General features: G+C 69.8%; 16 protein-coding genes. 10 read left to right on the plus strand and 6 right to left on the minus strand.

The annotated features are described in order from the left end of the window. Positions 1 to 482, plus strand: a 482-nt coding sequence (locus tag HZB86_03700) for a magnesium chelatase ATPase subunit I (GenBank protein ID MBI5904643.1), incomplete at its 5' end; no start/stop codon positions are given. Positions 483 to 503: 21 nt separating this feature from the next. On the opposite strand, the gene tsaA is transcribed toward HZB86_03700, so the two are convergent. Both tsaA and HZB86_03710 read right to left on the minus strand, forming a co-directional pair. Next, entirely contained in the window at positions 504 to 953 is a 450-nt protein-coding gene (gene tsaA / locus HZB86_03705) for a tRNA (N6-threonylcarbamoyladenosine(37)-N6)-methyltransferase TrmO (GenBank protein MBI5904644.1), read from the minus strand. Between the two features lie 14 nt (positions 954 to 967). Then, positions 968 to 2,098, minus strand: coding sequence for an RNA methyltransferase (locus tag HZB86_03710; GenBank protein MBI5904645.1), 1,131 nt, complete (start codon positions 2,096 to 2,098; stop codon positions 968 to 970). Between the two features lie 107 nt (positions 2,099 to 2,205). On the opposite strand from HZB86_03710, the gene gatC reads away from it, so the two are divergent. The 8 genes from gatC to glnE are packed head-to-tail and all read left to right on the plus strand — an operon-like array spanning position 2,206 to position 13,566. Further along, a complete protein-coding gene (gatC, locus tag HZB86_03715; GenBank protein ID MBI5904646.1) occupies positions 2,206 to 2,496 on the plus strand; it encodes an Asp-tRNA(Asn)/Glu-tRNA(Gln) amidotransferase subunit GatC in 291 nt (96 codons plus the stop codon). Positions 2,497 to 2,512: 16 nt separating this feature from the next. Then, positions 2,513 to 3,931, plus strand: a complete 1,419-nt coding sequence (gene gatA, locus HZB86_03720; protein ID MBI5904647.1) for an Asp-tRNA(Asn)/Glu-tRNA(Gln) amidotransferase subunit GatA — start codon at positions 2,513 to 2,515, stop codon at positions 3,929 to 3,931. Positions 3,932 to 3,936: 5 nt separating this feature from the next. Beyond that, positions 3,937 to 5,352, plus strand: coding sequence for an Asp-tRNA(Asn)/Glu-tRNA(Gln) amidotransferase subunit GatB (gatB, locus tag HZB86_03725; protein ID MBI5904648.1), 1,416 nt, complete (start codon positions 3,937 to 3,939; stop codon positions 5,350 to 5,352). Between the two features lie 19 nt (positions 5,353 to 5,371). Further along, positions 5,372 to 7,738 (plus strand): hypothetical protein, encoded by a 2,367-nt coding sequence (locus HZB86_03730; GenBank protein ID MBI5904649.1) that lies wholly within the window; start codon positions 5,372 to 5,374, stop codon positions 7,736 to 7,738. After that, positions 7,735 to 8,301: a cysteine hydrolase gene (locus tag HZB86_03735; protein MBI5904650.1), complete on the plus strand. Its 567-nt coding sequence runs from the start codon at positions 7,735 to 7,737 to the stop codon at positions 8,299 to 8,301. Before HZB86_03730 ends, HZB86_03735 begins: the two co-directional genes overlap by 4 nt. A gap of 26 nt (positions 8,302 to 8,327) precedes the next feature. Next, positions 8,328 to 9,500 carry a nicotinate phosphoribosyltransferase gene (locus HZB86_03740; protein ID MBI5904651.1) on the plus strand — a complete coding sequence of 391 codons (1,173 nt, stop codon included), beginning with the start codon at positions 8,328 to 8,330 and terminating at the stop codon, positions 9,498 to 9,500. A 17-nt stretch (positions 9,501 to 9,517) separates the two neighbouring features. Continuing rightward, positions 9,518 to 10,534, plus strand: a complete 1,017-nt coding sequence (gene mtnA, locus HZB86_03745; protein MBI5904652.1) for an S-methyl-5-thioribose-1-phosphate isomerase — start codon at positions 9,518 to 9,520, stop codon at positions 10,532 to 10,534. Further along, on the plus strand, positions 10,531 to 13,566 hold the full coding sequence (gene glnE / locus HZB86_03750; GenBank protein ID MBI5904653.1) for a bifunctional [glutamate--ammonia ligase]-adenylyl-L-tyrosine phosphorylase/[glutamate--ammonia-ligase] adenylyltransferase: 3,036 nt from the start codon (positions 10,531 to 10,533) through the stop codon (positions 13,564 to 13,566). The genes mtnA and glnE overlap by 4 nt, the downstream gene beginning before the upstream one ends. On the opposite strand, the gene HZB86_03755 is transcribed toward glnE, so the two are convergent. The 4 genes from HZB86_03755 to HZB86_03770 form a co-directional block, all read right to left on the minus strand. Beyond that, positions 13,563 to 13,769 (minus strand): hypothetical protein, encoded by a 207-nt coding sequence (locus HZB86_03755; protein ID MBI5904654.1) that lies wholly within the window; start codon positions 13,767 to 13,769, stop codon positions 13,563 to 13,565. The genes glnE and HZB86_03755 overlap by 4 nt on opposite strands. Before the next feature lie 257 nt (positions 13,770 to 14,026). Beyond that, positions 14,027 to 15,514 (minus strand): 4Fe-4S binding protein, encoded by a 1,488-nt coding sequence (locus HZB86_03760; protein ID MBI5904655.1) that lies wholly within the window; start codon positions 15,512 to 15,514, stop codon positions 14,027 to 14,029. Continuing rightward, entirely contained in the window at positions 15,511 to 16,173 is a 663-nt protein-coding gene (gene queC, locus HZB86_03765; protein ID MBI5904656.1) for a 7-cyano-7-deazaguanine synthase QueC, read from the minus strand. The genes HZB86_03760 and queC overlap by 4 nt, the downstream gene beginning before the upstream one ends. 52 nt (positions 16,174 to 16,225) lie before the next feature. Continuing rightward, positions 16,226 to 16,864 carry a radical SAM protein gene (locus HZB86_03770; GenBank protein ID MBI5904657.1) on the minus strand — a complete coding sequence of 213 codons (639 nt, stop codon included), beginning with the start codon at positions 16,862 to 16,864 and terminating at the stop codon, positions 16,226 to 16,228. Positions 16,865 to 17,012: 148 nt separating this feature from the next. Here HZB86_03770 and HZB86_03775 point away from each other — a divergent pair. Continuing rightward, the coding region (locus HZB86_03775; GenBank protein MBI5904658.1) for a cation transporter at positions 17,013 to 17,751 on the plus strand (739 nt) is incomplete at its 3' end.

The following is a 17,751-nucleotide window of genomic DNA, read 5'->3' on the forward strand; positions in this document are numbered from 1 at the left end:
GGACGATGAACCCGGAGGAGGGGGAGCTGCGGCCGCAGCTGCTGGACCGGTTCGGTCTGTGCGTGGAGATCAGCGGGGAGCGGGACGTCGGGCTCCGGAAGGCGATCGTGGAACGCGTCCTCCTCTTCGAGATGGACGACGACCGGTTCCACGCGAAGTGGGATGCGGAAGACCTGGCCCTCCGGGGACGGCTTTCCGCCGCCCGCGTCGCGCTTCCGGTGGTCGACGTCCCCGACGAGATCCTCGAGTCGGCCGTGGCGGTGGTGGCGGAGCTGGGCGTGGCGGGACACCGGGGGGACATCACCGTCCTGAAGGCCGCAAAGGCGCTCGCTGCGATCAAGGGCGTTCCCTCGCCGGATCCGGAGTGCCTGTCTGACGCGTTCCGGCTGGCGTTGCCGCACCGCCTGAAGGAAGACCCGTTCGAGGAGATGGCGACCGGCCGCAAGCGGCTCGAGGGGGTGCTGGCCCGTTTCGGGGCGTGACCCTCCCCGCGCACCCCTTGATCAGCCGTCCAGCTCGGGGGAGTGCGGCTTGATGTCGATCACCGGGGTGCCGTCGACCGCGTCCATGCCGCGGACCCGGAGGACGTTCCCCTCCACCGAGAGCAGCTTCACGGTGTGCAGCGTGAGCGGGTTCGGGCGGTGCGGCGAACGGGTGGAAAAGACTCCTCGTTCGGGACGATCCTCCTGTCCGCACGGGTGGACTTTCATCCGATCGCGGTCTCCGAGGTGCATCCAGCAGACGACGATGATCTTCCCGCTCCTGCGTCCGTCCGGAAGGAGGTCGTCTCCTCCGGCCGCCACCCGCCCGGCAAGCCCCTCCATCGCGGGAAGGTACGCGGGTTCGATCACGATCTCCGCCTCCTGGTCGGTCAACCCTCCCTGCCGGGGGGCGTCCACCGGATCCTTGAGGGGGGACCGGACGCAGCCGATCGGTCGCACGACGAATTCCATATCGCTCCCTCCGTTCAATACAGGTCGTACTTCAGAAGCCGGCAGTCGATGGGGCCGTTCATCACGGGAATCCTCCTCGACGCCTTCAGGCCCAGGAACCGGGTGACCGCGGCGTTTCCCGAAAGGATGTACGCCGTCCAGCCGCGGCACCTTTTCTTGAACGCCTCGCCCATCTCCCGGTAGAACGTCTCCGCCTCCTCCCCGCCCGGGAGACGGGCCCCGTACGGGGGGTTGCACAGGATCGTCCCAGGCCCGTCCCCGGGGGAGAAGAATCGGACCGACCGAGCATTAAACAGCACCCGTTCGTGAACTTTTGCGTTAGTTGCGTTGCGGATCGCCCCCGCGACCGCTCCCGGGGACACGTCGCTCCCCTCGATCCGCACGGAGTGCGGGTGCCGCGCGGCATCTCCGGCCTCCGAAAGGAATCCCTCCCAAAGCTTCCCGTCGAAGCCGCGAAGCCGTTGGAACCCGAAGGAGCGCCCGAACGACCCGGGGGCGATGTTCCCGGCGATCAGCGCGGCCTCGATCGGGATCGTCCCCGCCCCGCACGCGGGATCGACGAGCGGCGCGTCCCCCTGCCACCCGGCGAGCAGGACGAGCCCCGCCGCCAGCGTCTCTTTCAGGGAAGCCTCGGTCGGATGGCTCCGGTACCCCCGGCGGTGGAGGCTCTCCCCCGAGGTGTCGAGGGAAACCGAGCAGACGTCGTGGACGATCCGAACGACGATCCGGACATCGGGACTTTTCGGATCGACGTCCGGTCGCACCCCGAAGGAGTCGCGGAAACGGTCGACGACCGCGTCCTTGGTCTTCTGGGCCGCGAAATGGGAGTGCGTGATGCCGGAGTCGCGCACCGTGGCATCGACGGCGATCGTTCGTTCCGGAGGGAACCAATCGGGCCAGGGAACCTCCCGGACCCCCTCGTACAGGGCCGCGGGGGTCGGTGCGGAAAACTCCGACAGGAGCATGACGACCCGGTTCGCGGAGCGCAGCCACAGGTTGGCGCGGTAGCAAAGCGGCAGATCGCCGGAGAACGACACGCTTCCGGCGCCGATCGACACCTCCTCCCCGCCGAGCGCCGCGATCTCCCCGGCGAGGACCTCCTCGAGCCCCTTGAACGTAGTGGCGAAGTACCGGTGGGCCGCCATGGGGTCATCTTACCCCCGTTTTGCCTCCCTTCGCGCTCCTGTGGTAGATTGAAAATTTCCGTAAGGGAATCCGGCCGTTTCAACCGCCTGGAAGGGGGGGGACTACGATGGCGATATCGCGGGACGAAGTGATGCACGTGGCCCGGCTCGCCCGGCTGGCGCTCCCCGACGCCGAGGTCGACCGTCTCCGCGACCAGCTGTCCGCCCTCCTCGACTACATGAAGCAGCTCGACCGCCTCGACACGCGCGACGTCGTCCCCACCTCCCACGCCGTGGAAACGGGGACCCCGTTCCGCGAGGACGAGGTCCGGCCGTTCGGCGACCGTGAGTCGCTGCTGAAAAACGCACCGGACCGCTCGGGCGACTTCTTCCGCGTCCCGCGGATCATCGAGGATTAGGGACAAGGGCGGCGGCATGGCGCAGGCACCCATCCACGAGTGGACCCTTCTCGAGGCGGCGCGGAAGGTCCGGGAAAAGGAGATATCCTCCCGGGAGCTGACGGCCGCGATCCTCGAGAGGATCGACCGGCTCGATCCGAAGGTCAACTCCTACGTCACCGTGCTGCCGGAGCGAGCGGCGTCGCAGGCGGCGGCGTGCGACGAGGAGCAGGCGAGAGGGTCGCTCCGGGGGCCGCTGCACGGCGTCCCCGTGGGCTTGAAGGACATCTTCTGCACGCGCGGCGTGCGCACCACGTGCGGCAGCCGGATTCTCCACAACTTCGATCCTCCGTACGACGCCGCCGTCGCCGAAACGGTGCGGGCCGCCGGCGCGGTGCTGCTGGGGAAGCACAACATGGACGAGTTCGCGATGGGCTCCTCCACGGAGACGTCCCACTTCGGTCCATCGCGGAATCCCTGGGACCTCTCCCGGATCCCGGGCGGCTCCTCGGGCGGAACGGCGGCGGCGGTGTCCGCCGGGATGTGCTTCGCCGGCGTCGGGACGGACACGGGGGGATCGATCCGCCAGCCCGCCTCGCTGTGCGGCGTGGTGGGGATGAACCAGGCGGGCCCGGTTACGCGAACCGTCGCCGACGCCGCCGCGCTGCTGGGGGTGATCGCCGGATACGATCGCCGCGACTCCACGTGCGTGGATGTCCCGGTTCCCGACTACCTTGCCGCCGCTTCGAGGCCGGTTGCGGGGCTCCGCGTCGGGCTGCCGAAGGAGTATTTCGAGGGCGGGGGGCTATCCCCGGATGTGAAGAAGGCGGTGGAGCGGGCGCTTGCGGGGCTGACCGGGCAGGGGGCGACCGTCGTCGAGGTCTCGCTGCCGCACACCTCGTTCGCCCTGTCCACGTACTACCTGATCGCGCCCGCGGAGGCGTCCTCGAACCTCGCCCGGTACGACGGCGTCCGGTACGGCCACCGCGCGGAAGGGGCGTCCGGCGTAGTCGAGATGATGTCCCGAACCCGCGCGGAGGGGTTCGGGGCCGAGGTGAAGCGGCGCGTCATGATCGGCACGTACGCGTTGTCGGCCGGTTACTACGAGGCGTTCTACGGAAAGGCGCAGAAGGTCCGCACCCTGATCCGGCGCGACTTCGACGCGGCGTTTTCGAAGGCGGACGTCCTCCTCACCCCGACCGCCCCCACCCCGGCGTTCCGCCTCGGGGAGAAGACGGGCGACCCGCTGACCATGTATCTCTCGGACATCTTCACCATTCCGTGCAATCTCGCCGGGATCCCGGGAATCTCGGTGCCGTGCGGTCTTTCCGCGGAGGGGCTCCCCATCGGGGCGCAGCTCCTGTCGAACCACTTCCGCGAGGAAACCCTCTTTTCCGCCGCCGGCGCGGTCGAGCGCGCGATACGCCTTCCGCGCGTGGCGCCGGTCGAAGGGTAGGGACGATGGAATTCGAGGCGGTCATCGGGCTCGAGGTCCACGCGCAGCTCCAGACGGAGAGCAAGATCTTCTGCGCCTGCTCCGCGAAGTTCGGCGCGGAGCCGAACGGGAACACCTGCCCGGTGTGCACCGGGATGCCGGGCGTGCTCCCGGTCCTCAACCGGAAGGCGGTGGAGTGCGCGGTCCGGACGGCGCTGGCCACGTCGTGCGCGGTGCAGCGCAGGAGCGTCTTCGCCCGGAAGAACTACTTCTACCCCGATATGCCGAAGGCGTACCAGATCTCGCAGTACGAACTGCCGCTCGCGCTTCGCGGGCACCTCGACATCGAGGTCGGCGGCGCGACGAGGCGGATCGGGATCACCCGGATCCACATGGAGGAGGACGCGGGGAAGCTCGTCCACGAGGGGGAGTTCGCCGGGGCGCAGGCGTCGCTGGCGGACCTCAACCGGTGCTCCGTCCCGCTGATGGAGATCGTTTCGGAGCCGGATCTCCGGACGCCGGAAGAGGGAGGCTCGTACCTGCGGACGCTGCGGGACATCCTCGTCTACCTCGAGGTGTGCGACGGGAACATGGAGGAAGGATCGTTCCGGTGCGACGCGAACGTCTCGGTGCGTCCGGTCGGACAGGCGGCGTTGGGGACGAAGGCGGAGCTCAAGAACATGAACTCGTTCCGCAACGTGGAGCGGGCGCTCGAGTACGAGATCCGGCGGCAGATCGAGATCGTCGAGGACGGCGGGAAGGTGGCGCAGGAGACCCGGTTGTGGGACGCGGGCGCGGGGGTCACCGTGTCGATGCGACGGAAGGAGGAGGCGCACGACTACCGGTACTTCCCCGACCCGGACCTCCTCCCGCTGATCGTGGAGGAGGCATGGGTCGAGGAACTGAAGAGGACGATCCCGGAGCTTCCGGCGGCGAAGGTCGCGCGGCTGGCCGCGCGGTACGGCATCCCGCGATACGACGCCGGGATCCTCGCCTCGTCGCGGGCGCTGGCCGACTTCTTCGAGGCGGCGTCGGCCGCTTTCCCCGGGAGCCCGAAGACCACCGCGAACGAGTGCGTCCACTGGAAGGACGCCATCCTGGCGGGGAGACTCGCTCCGGAGACGATCGCCCACGCCGTCTCCGACCGGGAGGCCGGGACGATCTCGGCGACCGCTTCGAAGAAGCTCGTGGAACGGGTGCTGGAGACGGGGAGGCCGTTCCGGACGCTTCGGGACGAGATGGGGCTGACGCAGCTGTCCGACACGTCCGCACTCGACGCGATCGTGGACAAGGTGATCGCCTCCTGCCCGAAAGAGGTCGAGAGCTACCGCGGGGGCAAGGCGGGGCTCCTGTCGTTCTTCGTCGGCCAGGTCATGAAGGAGAGCCGGGGGAAGGCGAACCCGAAAGTCGTGCAAGAGGTGCTCCGGAAGAAACTCGAGTAGCGGGTCGTAAGGGGATCCCATGCGGAAAGCGACGATGGCCCTCGCGCTTCTCGCCGCCCTGGCGGTCATAGCCGCCGGCGTGGTTCCCCGCCGGGTTTCGATGGAGTCGTTCCGTCCCCGTGTGACCGCGGCGATCGAGGGGAAGACCGGCCGCGCGGTCTCGTTCTCCCGCATCGGCCTTTCGCTGTTCCCCGCCGTCGCCATCCGGCTGTCCGAATTCCATCTCGCGGGCCCGCCGCCGCGTCCCGGCGAATCGCTCGTGTCGGCTCCCGTCGCGGAGTTCCGGATGGCGCCGTGGTCGATCTTCGCGGGGGAATACGAGTTCGACACCCTCCTGCTGTCGCACCCGCGGATCACGATCCGGCAGCGCCGGGACGGCACCCACTCCGCCGCCGACGTCCTCGGGCGCCTTGCCGCGGAGGATCCTCCGCCCGGCCGCGCCGGGGCCGCCCCGGCCGATACGGTCGCGCTGAAACGCGTGCGCGTCGACGAAGGAACGCTCTCGGTCCTCTTCGAGGAGGAAGGCGCGCCCGACCGGCGATGGGACTTCGCCCCGTTCTCCCTGCGGGTCTCCGGGATCGGGAGGCCGGAAAAGCCGTTTCTCCTTTCGGCGGGCTTCTCCGGCGCCGTCCGCGGGGAGGTGCGGCTCGAGGGGAGCGCGGTGCGGCGCCCGGCCGAGGAGGGGGGAGGAGTCCGGATCCGCGCTTCCGGCAAGGCGATCGGCGAGAAGATCGCGGTGGAGGGAACCGTGTCCGGTTCGAACGGCGTCCCCGAGGCGGACCTCTCGCTGGTGCTTCCGAAGGTCGAGGCGGCCCGCATTGCGAAGGCGGTCCCGGCGCTTTCGTCCGCCCTCGAGCGACTCCGGCCGAAAGGGGTGGCCAAGGTTTCCGCGAAGGTGTCCGGGGACGCGCGGTCGCTCGGGTTCGAGGTGGAGGCGGACCTCACCCGGACGGCGTGGACGGTCGCCGAGGGGCTCGAGAAATTCATCGACGCCCCGTGCACGCTGCTGGTCGAGGGGCACCGATTCCCCGGCGTGCTGGCGGTCTCCAACGCCGAACTCCGGTTTCCTCCCCTCCTCCTGATCGCCAACGCGTCCCTTTCGACGGCGACGGGGGCGCGGGAGTGGGCGGCGTCGGCGCGGATGGCGTCCCTCGCCGATTTCGCACGCAGCCGCGGCGGCGCCTTCTCGAAGTGGAGCCCCGTCGGCAAGGTCGTTCTGGCGGGGAGGGGAAGCCGCGCTTCCGCGGCGGCCGGCGAGACGTACCGGATCGACGCGGATCTGTCCGGGGTGGGTGCGGCGTTTCCGGAGCGCGGCCGGACACTCTCCGGTTTCAGCGGCCACGTAAGCGTGTCCCCCGAAACGGTCGAGTTCTCTCCGCTGGCGGGGCTGGTGAACGGGCAGCGGTTCCACCTCCGGGGAAAGGTGTCCCGATCGGGCGCCCCGGTGGGTTCCGCGGAGCTTCAGATGGGATACCTGGACCTCGACGCCCTGATCCGCGCACCGGGGGGAAAGGACGGCGGGAAGGACACACGGGGGGAAGATCTCCCCGGGTGGCTGTCCGACGTCCGGGACCGGAAAATCGCCTTTACGGCCGCCGTGTCGATCGACGCGGGGGACTTCGGGGACGTGGAGTTCTCGGGACTCTCCGGAACGATCCGGCACGGGAACGGGGGACTCTCCTTCGACGGGGTGCGCTGCTCCCTGTACGGGGGGGACATGATCCTCTCGGGAACGGTGGCCCGGCAGGGGAAGGGCGCCGGATTCCGTACGAAAATCTCCGCGAGGAATCTGGACATCGGGGAGACCTTCCGGAAGAACGTTTCCATCGTGAATTTCCTCTCCGGCCGCGCATCGTTCGCCGGGGAGCTGTCCGGCGCCCATGCCTCCCTCGAGGAGTTCCGCCGCGCGGGGTCCGGCGCGGGCTTCCTTCGGATCGTGGATGGTAAGATGAAAGGGGTGGACCTGCCGGCGCTGTCGGCGGCCGCGGCGGCCGGCGGCGGGAAGGTCGCGGCGGGAACCGGCGGAGGGGGGGGCGATACCCCGTTCCGGGAGCTCTCCGCGGACGTGTCGATCGAAGGGGGAAAGGCTCGGTTCTCCTCCCTCCGGATCCTCATCGGCGGGATGGAGCTGTCGGGGGACGCCTCGGTCGGGTTGACGGACCACACCGTCGAGATGCTGGGAACGCTCTGGGTCCCGCGGGAGGCGGCGTCGAAGGCGCCGTGGGCAGGGAAAGGGTTTTCCGTGTCCGCGCGCGGGGAGGCGGCGGTTCCGCTCGTCATCTCCGGAACGCTCCACGCGCCGGTCGTGGTCCTCGACGCGTCCGCGGTCGGGAGGGGCCCCGGCAGGATGCTGCGCACCGGGCCTCCCGGGAGAGGGAAACGATGAAGGACGAACCGACGGGAAAGCGGGCGCTGCTCGTCATCGACATGCTGAACGACTTCGTGCTTCCGGGAGCCCCCCTGGAGGTGCGTTCGACGCGCGCCGTGCTCCCGGCGCTGCGCCGCAGGATCGCGGCCGCCCGCCGGGAGGGGGAGTGCGTCGTCTACGTATGCGACTCCCACCGGAAGCGGGACCCCGAATTCGCCAGGATGGGATGGCCGCCCCACGCGGTCGAGGGCACCCCCGGCGCCGCGGTCGTCTCCGCGATCTCCCCGTTGCCGGGCGACGTCGTGGTGGAGAAGCGGAGCTACTCCGGTTTCCACGGTACCTCGTTGGCCGCCGTCCTCCGCAGGAGGGGCGTGCGGGAACTGGCGATCTCCGGGTGCGTCACGAACATCTGCATCCTGTACACCGCGGCCGACGCGGCGATGCGCGGTTTTCGGGTGACGGTCGACGAGCGATACGTCGCGGGGTTGCGGCGAAAGGATCACGACTTCGCGCTGGAACAGATGGAGCGGGTCCTCGGCGTCCGGGTGGTCCGCCGCGGCGGGAAGGCGGGGCGCCGGTGAGCGGTCCCCGCGGGAACGCCCCTCCGATGGATCTCATTCCCACCGCGGACGAGATCCGCCGGGGCGACACGACCGATGTCTACTTCCGCCGGACGCTGGAGGTGCTGCGGGCGGCGGGGAAGGAGCGGGTGAACGTCGCCGCGGAGGGGATCGTAAAGGGATTCCCGCGCGGGTACGCGTACGCGGTCCTCTCCGGGCGGGACGAGATGCTCTCCCTCCTGTCCGGGCTCCCGGTGGACGTGGACGCGATGGAGGAGGGGACGCTCTTCCTCCCGTGGGAGCCGGCGTTCGTCGTCCACGGGCCGTACGCCGCATTCTGCGAGATGGAGACGGCGATGCTGGGGATGATCTGCCAGGCGTCGGGCATCGCCACGGCGGCTTCGCGGGTGAAGGCCGCCGCGGGGGATCGGCAGGTTTTAAGCTTCGGCGCGCGCCGGATGCACCCCGCGCTGTCCACGATCATCGACCGGAACGCCTTCGTCGGCGGGGCCGACGGCGTCTCCGTGCTGCGCAGCGCGGAATACCTGGGCGAGAATCCCATGGGAACGATGCCGCACGCGCTCGTCCTGATCTTCGGGGACACGGTGGCCGCGATGCGGGCGTTCGACGCGGCGGTCGATCCTTCCGTCCCCCGCGTCTGCCTGGTCGACACCCTGCAGGACGAGAAGTTCGAGGCGATCCGCGTCGCGGAGGCGTTGCGGGAGAAGCTCGCCGCGGTGCGGCTCGACACGCCCGGTTCAAGGCGCGGCGACTTCCGGAGGATCCTGCAGGAGGTCCGGTGGGAACTCGACCTGCGCGGGTTCGCCCACGTCCGCCTGATCGCGTCCGGCGGGCTCGGGGAGGAGGAGGTGCGGGCGCTGCGCGACGTGGCCGACGGGTTCGGCGTGGGAACGTCCTTGAGCAACGCGCCGACCATCGACTTCGCGCTCGACATCGTGGAGGTGGAGGGGGCGCCGTTCGCCAAGCGCGGGAAATGCTCGGGAAGGAAACAGCTGTTCTCCTGCGCCGCATGCGGGAGGCGGGCGGTCCGGCCGTCGGGCGTACCGGCGGAGGGGTGCTGCGGCGCCCCGATGGAGCCCTTCCTCCGCCCCGCGTTGCGAGGCGGGCGGCGGGTGGAGGAGCCGTCTCCACCCCGCGAGGTCCGGCGTCGTGTCCTCGATCAGGTCGCGCGATTCAACGCGCGGATGGAGAAGAAGTGACGGGGGCGTTCCGGACGATGGCGTGGGAGGGAGACGCCCTCCTCCTGCTCGACCAGCGGATCCTCCCCGCGGTCGAGTCGATGCAGCGGTTCACCGAGCCGACGGGAGTCGCGGACGCCATCCGGTCGATGGTCGTCCGCGGCGCGCCGGCGATCGGCGTGACGGCGGCGTTCGGGCTGGTTCTCGCCGCGCAGGCGGCGCGGAAGAAGGGCCGTCCGTGGCGAAGGGCGTTCGACGAGGCCGCGCTCCTCCTGGGCGGCACCCGCCCCACGGCGGTGAACCTCTTCTGGGCGATCGAGCGGATGCGGGCCGTCGCCGCGGAGCTTCCCGACGACCCGGCGGAAGCGGTGGCCCGGCTCGAACGGGAGGCGGTCGCCATCTTCGAGGAGGACGTCTCGGCGAACCGGGCGATGGGGACGCACGGGGCAAGGCTCCTTCCCGCGCGGGCCGACGTCCTCACCCACTGCAACGCGGGAGCCCTCGCGACGGCCGGATTCGGGACCGCGCTGGGAGTGATCCGGGCGGCGATCGCCGCGGGGAAGAAGATCCACGTCTACGTGGACGAGACCCGGCCGTTCCTCCAGGGAGCGCGGCTCACCGCGTGGGAGCTGATGAAGGACGGCATCCCGTGCACCCTGATCACGGACGGCATGGCCGGGTCGCTCTTCGCCGCCGGGAAGATCGACGCCGCGATCGTGGGGGCGGACCGGATCGCGGGGAACGGCGACGTGGCGAACAAGATCGGGACGTACGTCGTTTCGGTGCTGTGCCGGGCGCACAAGGTTCCGTTCTACGTCGCGGCACCGCTCTCCACCATCGATCCGAAGATCCGCACGGGGAAGGAGATTCCGATCGAGGAACGCGACCCGTCCGAGGTGACCCACCTGATGGGGAAGCGCGTGGCGCCGCACGGCGTGGCCGTGTACAACCCCTCCTTCGACGTGACACCGGCCCGGAACGTATCCGCCATCGTGACCGAGAAAGGGGTCCTCACGCCGCCGTACCCCGGCGCCATCCGGAAGCTGTTCCGTTGAGCGCCGGGACGCCCTCCGCCGACCGCCTGCGGGAGATCGGCGTCCGCGACACCGGCCGGGCCCTTTCGCTCCTCTCCGAGCTTCTCCGCCGCCTGCCGCAGGAACACGCGGGGTGGGATGCGGTCTTCCGTTCCGCCGCCGCCGCGCCCGATCCCGACCTGTTTTTCCTGAATCTCTCCCGGTGGGTCGACTCCCTCGCTCCCGCGTACCTCAGGAAGGCGTTCGGCCGCGAGGCGCTTCTCCCGGTGCTGGGGGGACTGCTGGGCGGCTCGGAGTTCCTGCCGGAGCAGGTCGCCCGCCGCCCCGAGATCCTGGACGAGCTGTTCGCGGGGAACGGCGTCCCGGCGCGGCAGGATGCCGGGCGGCTGGCGCGCGAGGCGCGCGACGCGGCGGACCGTTGCGCCACCGAGGAAGAGTTCAAATGTGCGCTCCGCCGGATCAAGCACCGGGAGATGACGCGGATCGCGGCGCGCGACCTGGCCGGGCTCTCCCCGCTCGCCGAGGTCACCGAGGATCTGTCCGCGCTCGCGTCCGCGGCGATCGACGCCGCCGTACGGTTCGCGCGGCGGACGCTCTCCGAGCGGATCGGAGAGCCGGTGGCGGAGTTCCCCGACGGCACGCGGGGCCCCTGCCGCTTCGTCGTCCTGGGGATGGGGAAGCTCGGGGGCCTGGAGCTCAACTTCAGCTCGGACGTCGACCTGCTCTACCTGTACGAGACCGATCGCGGGGAGACGCTCGGGGGTCCGCGGCCGCTCTCGCTCCACCAGTACTTCGTCCGTCTTTGCGAGGCGGTCACCCGGATCGTGTCGGAGGCGACCGGGGACGGCTTCGTGTTCCGCGTGGACCTGCGGCTCCGCCCGGAGGGGACGCGGGGCGAGCTGGTCAACTCGCTGCGGTCCGCGGAGATCTACTACGAATCCTGGGGGCAGACGTGGGAGCGCGCCGCGCTCATCAAGGCGCGTCCCGTCGCGGGCGACCTCCCGCTGGGCGACGAGTTCCTTCGGGCGGTCGTGCCGTTCGTCTTCCGGAAATACCTGGACTTCACCTCCATCGAGGAGATCAAGGGGATGAAGGACCGGATCAACCTGGCCGCGACGCGGGGGCGGAAGGACGAGCGGGACCTGAAGCTCGGCGAGGGCGGGATCCGGGAGATCGAGTTCTTCGTGCAGGCGCACCAGCTGATCTACGGCGGGAAGGAGCCGGCGCTGCGACTTCGGGGGACGGTGGAGACGCTTTCGGCCCTCTCGCGGATGGGAATCGTCACCGGAGACGAGGAGCGGGAGCTGTCCGGCGCGTACGTGTTCCTGCGGAGACTGGAGCACCGGATCCAGGTCCACCGGGAGCGGCAGACGCACGTCGTCCCGCACCGCGAGGAGGACCTCCGCCGACTGGCGCGCGCGATGGAGCTTGCCGACGCCCCGGCGCTCCTCGCGGCTCTTGCGCGGCACACCGATTCGGTCCACGGGATCTACGACCGGCTCTTCGGCGGCGGACGGCGGGCGGACCCTTCGTCGATCCCCGCCGACGTACAGGCTCTCTTCCTGCCCGGGCCGCCGCCCGCCGATTCGGCGGAACGGTTGACGCGGCTGGGGTTCCGCGACGCGGACGCCGCGCGCCGCAACCTGGACGCGCTCCGCGAAGGCCCCGCCCACGTGCGGATGCCGCAGCGGGCGCGGCAGTACCTCGACCGGATCGCCCCGGAGATCCTGCACCTGGCCTCGAGGAGCCCGGACCCGGACATGGCGCTCTCCCACGTGGACCGGTTCCTCTCCGCGATCGGCGCGCGCACCATGTTCTACGCCCTCCTGTACGAAAAGCCCAAGGTGGTCGAGGCGCTGGTGCGGCTGTTCGGCAGCAGCCGCCTGCTGTCCGGATACCTGCTGCGCCATCCGGAGCTGCTCGATTCCTTCCTGCGGAACGAGCTCTCCGCGCTGGTCAAGTCGAAGTCGGACATGCGCACGGAGCTGGGGGAGGAGCTCGCCGCGAGCGAGGACCTCGAGAAGGAGCTCGACGTCCTCCGCCGGTACAAGCACATGGAAACGCTGCGGATCGGGATCCACGACATGGGGGGAAACCTCTCCCTCGAGGAGGGGATGTTCCAGATCTCCGCCCTGGCGGAGGTGCTGCTGGGGCACGCCGTCGTCCTGGCCCGCCGCGAGGTGCGCCGCCGATTCGGCGTTCCGGTCGATGCGGCCACGGGGGAGGAGGCGTCGTTCTGCGTGCTCGGAATGGGAAAGCTCGGGGCGGAGGAGCTTTCCTATCATAGCGACCTCGACATCCTCTTCCTCTACTCCGGGGCCGGGGAGAGCGCGAAAATCACCAACCACGAATATTTCGCGAAGGTCGCGCAGCGGCTGATCTCGATCCTCACCACGCAGACGCGCGAGGGGCACGTCTACCGGCTCGACACGCGGCTTCGTCCCTCGGGGAACGCGGGGCCGCTGGTGTCGTCGCTGGACGCCTTCGAGCGGTACCACGAGGGACCCGCGCAGCTGTGGGAGCGCCAGGCGCTGCTGAAGTGCCGCTTCGTGGCGGGGGACCGGGAGTTCGGCCGGAAGGTGGAGGAGGCGATCCGCGGGTTCATCTACGACCGGCCGCTCCCGCCGAACGCGGCGGAGGAGATCCACCGGCTGCGGACGCGGATGGAGGTGGAGCTGGGCCGCGAGCGGGAGGACCGGCTGAACCTGAAGGTGGGGCGCGGCGGGGTGGTGGACGTCGAGTTCGCCGTGCAGTACCTGCAGCTGCTGCACGGGGCCGGCCGGCCCCCCGTGCGGGCGCGGGGCACGCTGAAGGCGCTCTACGAGCTCCAGCGCGCCGGGGTGGTCACGCTGGACCAGTACCGGGTGCTCGACGAGGGATACCGTTTCCTCCGGTCGCTGGACGTGCGCCTCCGCATCGCGCAGGATTCGTCGATCGACACCTTCGCTCCGCAGATGCTCGAACCGGAAATTCTGGAAAGATACCGGGGGGAAACGGAAAGGATACGGAAGGTGTACCTGGAACTGATCGGGTTCCCGGGGCGGGAAACCTAGCCGATCTCGTCGTCCGGGAAGTCGAACACCGGAAGCCGCTTGATCCACTCCGCCACGACGGCCTGGACCGGCCCCGCCGACTTCCCCTCGTTCTCGACCGAGAGCATCGCGTTGCGCAGCTCGTTCAGGAGGTGGGAGTTGAAGCCCCCCACGTCCTCCCAGCCGGCGTCCGCGTCGCCCTTCTTGTCGTAGAAATTCGCCATGTTCTCCCCTCGTACAGATTGGACGGGGCCGCGGCCGAAAAGATTCAAGACATCACGCGGCCGTTTTGGGACTAAGACTGTAGTGGCGGACGCCCCTCCTGTCAACAGGGAAAGGGTCAGCCGTACTTAGCCCGCATTTCTCACGAGCCTCCTACTGCGGCGGCGGATACGGGCTCGCCTGCTGCGTTGCGCTTGTTCGGTCTCCTCGTCGTAGTGTCGACTACGCCTTCGTCGCCCTCACGTCGCGCGCCTTGCATTCAAGCCCGTCTCCACCGCCTCGCTACGGACGCTCGTGAGAAATGCGGGCTCGAGGAAGGCAACTTCAGGCGGTTGGCGGGGTTGCGGCTCTCCCCCACGGACGTGACGCGGATACCCGCGAGATCGACCACCGGGCACTTGTTTTCGCAGATGCCGCACCCGATGCACAGCTCCGTGTCCACCACGGGGACCTGGACCGGCGCCCCCCCCTTCCCCGGCTGTTCGCGGAAGACGATCGCCTTCTTCGGCGTGGGGCAATGCTCCTCGCAGACGATGCACGGGGTCCCCTGGGCGAACGGGATGCAGCGGCCGGGGTCGACGAACGCAAGCCCGATGACCGTCTTCCGCTTCTCGTCCCCCGGCAGATTCCGGATGGCGGAGGTCGGGCACACCTGCCCGCACAGGGTGCAGTTGTACTCGCAATACCCGATCCGCGACACCAGCAGCGGCGTCCAGATCCCCTCGACCCCCGCCTCCAGCAGGGTGGGTTGCAGCCCCCCGGTGACGCACACCTTCATGCACTCCCCGCACCGTACGCACCGGGAGAGGAAGTCGTCCTCCCTGCGGGAGCCCGGAGGACGCACCAGCAGCGGATCGGGGAGCGCCGACGCCGGGGTGGACCGCAGGACGAAGGCGGAGGCCGCCCCGAACGTCGCAGCGGCGAGAACCGACCGGCGCCCCGCGTCCACCCGGTCCTTCGTCCCGCGGGCGACGGCGAACTTCCACGAGAGCGCCCCTTCCGGGCACACCGCGGAGCAGTTGAAGCACGTCACGCACTCCGACGGCGACCAGTTCTCCTCGGTGTGCGGATTGGCGCCGCCCGCGCAGGCGTCCCGGCACTTCATGCACCGGGTGCACTTCTCGTTCATCGACAGCCGCAGAAGCCCCAGGCGCGAGAGGAGCCCGAGCAGGCCGCCCAGCGGGCAGACGAACCGGCAGAAGAACCGGGTGCGGTACCGGTTGAGGGCGAGGACCCCCGTGAAGAGGAGGAAGAAGAGGAACGCCTGGCCGTATCGCGACGGGTGGAAGGAGAGGAAGTGGGCGCGCAGGAAGGTGTACGCCGCGTCGAACAGGTCGGACACCGGCCGCGACGGGAGGGCGTATCCCCAGTCCAGGAACCCCCGCAGCATCGCGTTCACCGCGGGGAGGACCGACAACGACATCGACCGGATCAGGAAGGAGATCGGATCGAGGATTCCGGCCGCCTGCAGCCCGAAGAGGGCGGCGCCGGCGAAGAAGAGCAGCACCCCGTACTTCCACCGGCTTCCGCGCGTCTTGATTCCCCGTTCCGCAACCGAAGGCGCATCCGCGAAGCTCACCGCGTGGTGCAGCGTCCCGAAGGGGCAGACCCACCCGCAGAACGCGCGCCCGAAGAGGAGCGTGACCGGCAGGAAGACGAGCGCGAGGAAGAGCGCCGCCGGCAGCTTGTGCGCGGAGAGGAGCGACGTGGCGAAGACGAGGAGGTCGGCGTCCAGGAAGATCTTCACCGGGTACGCGAGCTCGTTGGTCCCCCCGTAGTCGGTCTTGACCCCTCGACGCCCGCCTCGGCGAAGGCGCGCAATCTCAGCGCGCACGAGTCGCACGCCCCGCACGCCGTCTCCCCTTCCCGGTAGCAGGACCAGGACCGCTCGAACGGGACTCCCATCGACTTTCCCATGAGGACGATGTCCTTCTTCTTGAGCGCGACGAACGGCGCCTTGACGACGATGCCGCTCCCCTCCCGGGTGCCGCGCCGGATCGCCTCGTTCATCGCCTCGTAGAACTCCGGACGGCAGTCGGGATACCCCGAGGAGTCCGCGGCCACGGCGCCGATGTAGACGTTCACGGCGCCGATCGCCTCGGCCCACGAGACGGCGATGGCGACCAGGTGCGCGTTGCGGAACGGGACGTACGTGACCGGGACTCCTTCGCGGGACAGGTCCGCCGCCGGGACGCCGATCCGGTCGTCGGTCAGCGCGCTGCCGCCGATCGCCTTCAGGTAACCGATGTCGGCCACCAGCCGCCGCCGGATGGGGACTCGCAGGTGTTCGGCGATCGCGTGGAAACAGTTGAGCTCGCGCGTTTCGGTGCGCTGCCCGTAGTTCACGTGGAGAAGCGACAGATCGGACTCGCGGCGGCAGAATTCGGCCATGACGAGGCTGTCCATCCCTCCGCTCACGAGCGCGATCCCCAGCGGCTTCCCCGGGCCGCTCCCGGCGTCATACGCCACGGCGGTCGGGTCCCCATACGAGCTTGTGGAGCTGGAGCTGGAACCGCGCGTCCATCGCGTCCCCCACCATCCAGCCGGCGAGACGCTCCGGGGCGAGGTGCCCGAAGGCGGGGGAGAGGAGGACCGTCCACGGCGCCACCCGCCGGTATTTCGCGACGACGTCGCGGGCGTACCGGTAATCGTCCTCGGAGGAAACGACGAATTTCACCTCGTCCCGCCCGGTGAGGTGGCGGAAATTCTCCCACAGCGTCTTCCCCTCCTCGCCGGAGGAGGGGCACTTGACGTCCATGATCTTCACCGCCCGAGGGTCGAGCCCGGAGAGCGGAACCGTCCCGTTCGTCTCGACCAGCACCTCCTGCCCCCGGTCGAGCAGGGCCGAAACGAGGGCGGGCGTCTCCTCCTGGAGCAGCGGTTCCCCCCCCGTGACGCACGCCCGGGCAAGCCCGAACGCGGTCACGCGGGAGACGACGTCGTCCAACGGGAAATCGTCCCCGCCGTCGTAGGCGTACACGGTGTCGCAGTACCGGCACCGGAGGTTGCATCCGGCGAGGCGGACGAAGGCGAACGGGTACCCGGAACGCGACGTCTCCCCCTGGATGCTGGCGAAGATCTCCGATACCTTCAGCATCCGCCCATTGTACCACGGGGCCTCCCGCCGCCCGGCCCGCGGCCCTTGGGCGGCGCGCGCCCCATCCGGGATGTGCTATCCTTCCCGGAAGCGGGAAACGGCGTCGCCTCGCCGCAATCCGCCATCCCGGGGAAAGGACGCCTTTCCGTTGCCGCTCCCCCAGCCCGTACCCCTCGGCAGCGCGGAGAACCGGAACCTCCGCCTCCGGACCGCCCGCTTCTCCCTCGGAAGCGCGGTCACGCTCTGTCTCGCGAAGTTCGGCGTCGGGATCGTGTCGGGATCCCTGGGCGTGCTCGCGTCCGCGCTGGACAACGTGGCCGACATCTTCATGTCCACGGTCAACCTGCTGTCGATCCGGAAGGCGATGGATCCGGCGGACGAGACCCACCCGTACGGCCACGGGAAAGTGGAGACGCTGGCGACCCTGTTCCAGGGGGGGGTGATCGCCTTGACCGGCGCGGGCGTCGTCTGGGAGGCGGTCCGTCGGCTGAGGGAAGGGCGCGCGCCGGAAGGGGTCGGACTCGACGTCGGCATCTTCGTGATGGCCTTCTCCGTACTGGCGTCGGGATTCATCTCCCGCCGGATCCGGAAGGCGGGGGAGGCCACGGGTTCCCCGGCGCTCGCGGCCGATTCGCTCCACTTCCGCACCGACGTCTACTCCGGCAGCGGCATCCTCTTCTCGCTGCTGTTGTACCGGTTCACCGGGTGGAAGTGGCTGGACCCGGGGGTGGCGCTGGCGGTCGGGGTCTACATCGTCGTCGCGGCGCGGCCGCTGCTGAAGGGGGCGGTGCAGGAGCTGATGGACAGCCGCCTGCCGCCGGAGACGGTGGAGGCGATCGTCCGGATCATCGAGGAGCACCGGCCGATGGTCCAGGAGTGGCACGATC

This window comes from Deltaproteobacteria bacterium (assembly GCA_016234845.1).
Classification (GTDB): domain Bacteria; phylum Desulfobacterota; class Deferrimicrobia; order Deferrimicrobiales; family Deferrimicrobiaceae; genus JACRNP01.

Bases quoted from the DNA above. Each gene is read 5' to 3' on its own strand.
- gatC (MBI5904646.1), top strand. From the start codon at position 2,206: ATGGCGATATCGCGGGACGAAGTGATGCACGTGGCCCGGCTCGCCCGG.
- HZB86_03735 (MBI5904650.1), top strand. From the start codon at position 7,735: ATGAAGGACGAACCGACGGGAAAGCGGGCGCTGCTCGTCATCGACATG.
- gatA (MBI5904647.1), top strand. From the start codon at position 2,513: ATGGCGCAGGCACCCATCCACGAGTGGACCCTTCTCGAGGCGGCGCGG.
- HZB86_03770 (MBI5904657.1), bottom strand. From the start codon at position 16,864: ATGCTGAAGGTATCGGAGATCTTCGCCAGCATCCAGGGGGAGACGTCG.
- HZB86_03755 (MBI5904654.1), bottom strand. From the start codon at position 13,769: ATGGCGAATTTCTACGACAAGAAGGGCGACGCGGACGCCGGCTGGGAG.
- mtnA (MBI5904652.1), top strand. From the start codon at position 9,518: ATGGCGTGGGAGGGAGACGCCCTCCTCCTGCTCGACCAGCGGATCCTC.
- HZB86_03740 (MBI5904651.1), top strand. From the start codon at position 8,328: ATGGATCTCATTCCCACCGCGGACGAGATCCGCCGGGGCGACACGACC.
- HZB86_03730 (MBI5904649.1), top strand. From the start codon at position 5,372: ATGCGGAAAGCGACGATGGCCCTCGCGCTTCTCGCCGCCCTGGCGGTC.
- tsaA (MBI5904644.1), bottom strand. From the start codon at position 953: ATGGAATTCGTCGTGCGACCGATCGGCTGCGTCCGGTCCCCCCTCAAG.
- gatB (MBI5904648.1), top strand. From the start codon at position 3,937: ATGGAATTCGAGGCGGTCATCGGGCTCGAGGTCCACGCGCAGCTCCAG.
- queC (MBI5904656.1), bottom strand. From the start codon at position 16,173: ATGGACAGCCTCGTCATGGCCGAATTCTGCCGCCGCGAGTCCGATCTG.
- HZB86_03710 (MBI5904645.1), bottom strand. From the start codon at position 2,098: ATGGCGGCCCACCGGTACTTCGCCACTACGTTCAAGGGGCTCGAGGAG.